The organism is Fructobacillus tropaeoli, assembly GCF_001047135.2.
Lineage (GTDB): Bacteria > Bacillota > Bacilli > Lactobacillales > Lactobacillaceae > Fructobacillus > Fructobacillus tropaeoli.
Genome location: NZ_DF968116.1, coordinates 1 through 1,514, shown reverse-complemented (window position 1 = coordinate 1,514; position 1,514 = coordinate 1). Strand labels below are relative to the sequence as shown.

1 protein-coding gene is annotated in these 1,514 nt (G+C 48.5%); it reads right to left on the bottom strand.

The features are described from left to right. A partial coding sequence (locus AOQ32_RS08755; protein ID WP_158531898.1) for a hypothetical protein occupies positions 1-1,514 on the bottom strand: 1,514 nt, incomplete at both ends.

Sequence of the window (1,514 nt, the reverse complement as noted above, 5' to 3'; positions counted from 1 at the left end):
CTTGCCTCACTCTTACCAGCGTTATAACCAGTCGTGTAACTTGGGTCAGTTGATGTTGCAGCCTTACCGCTCTGGCCATCAGTGTAGCCTGATTTAGCAGCATCGTATCCGGCGGCAGCTGCCTTACCATCTACGGTACTATCATCTGGACGACTACCACCATTGACATAAGCTTGAGCTCCCTTGGCAGCATCAGCCTGGGCCTCTTGTTCTGCCTTTTGATAGGCGACCTGAGCCACTGGGTTCATCGTCTTGATTTCATCAGAAGTCTTGACGGTGTTGTTCTTCACATCGTTGAAGGCTTCAGTGGCAGCTGCTTGGGCGGCCTTTTGAACTGGGTCAGCGGAGCTACTATCATCTTTGCCATCCACGGCATCTTGATAACCCTTATTGAAGGAGTTGATAGCATCTTCTCCAGCTTTATTACCACTGGTTGGGTTGTCAATAGTCTGACCATTGACCGCAGCGTTCAATCCGGCTGTATAGTCGCTAGCACCTTGCTTTTCGGCATCACTGGCCGTAGTTGCTGGGCTTGTTCCTGCCTTGGCATCTGTAATTCCGGACTGATACTGCTTCTGCAAAGCATCCATTTCAGTCTTATAAGCGTAGTTAGCGAGTGGATCAGTGCTGTTCAAACTGTCAGAAGCATCTGGGTTAGCCGTAAAGGCTTTTTGAGCTGCTGTGATTTGAGCTGAAACCACTGTTGACTTAGCAGATGAAACCGTTGCGCTTGGTGATTGGTTGGCAACTGTATCATCAACATAGGTCTGATCATTTTTGGCGGTCGTAATACCACTTGCCTGAGCATCATTTGGACTCGTTGGTGTTGTAACACCAGAGATGGCTTCAGCATAAGCAGTTTGAGCATCGGTATAAGCTTGTTGCGCTACCGTTTGTACATCACTATTAGCAGAATACTTATAACTTGAACCATTGGTTTGACCATGGTCATTATCAGCATCCTGGTAAGCGACTTCACGGGCTGCGTTCGTGTCCTTAATAGCTTGGTCATAAGCTACCTGGTATGGAGCATCACCGTTGGCTGCCGTAGCGTTTGGCGTATTCACACCGGTCTTGCCTGTGGCGATAACGCCATCATGGTAGCCTTGCTGAGCATCACTATAGGTTGTCGAATCAGCTGAACTGCTTGCATTATTTTGACCATTTTGGTCATCAGTAATGGCTTGCTTTGCTGCTTGACCAGCGTTGTAACCCTTCATATAAGATGGGTCGGCTGCTTGGCTAGCACTTGGTTTCGTACCATTTTGGCCCGCGGCGTAACCAGTATTGTAACCATTTGTTGCATCCTGATAAGCCTTGGTATAGGCATCCTTATAGGCTTGCGACTGAGTTGAGTTATCTGCTGGCTGCTTACCGGCAATACCATCAGCTGCTCCAGCTTTAGCTGCATTGTAGGCATCCTTTTCAGCTTGTGACGCATCTGCTGCTGGGGCCTTCTGGTCATCATAACCGCTTGCCTCACTCTTACCAGCGTTATAACCAGTCGTGTAACT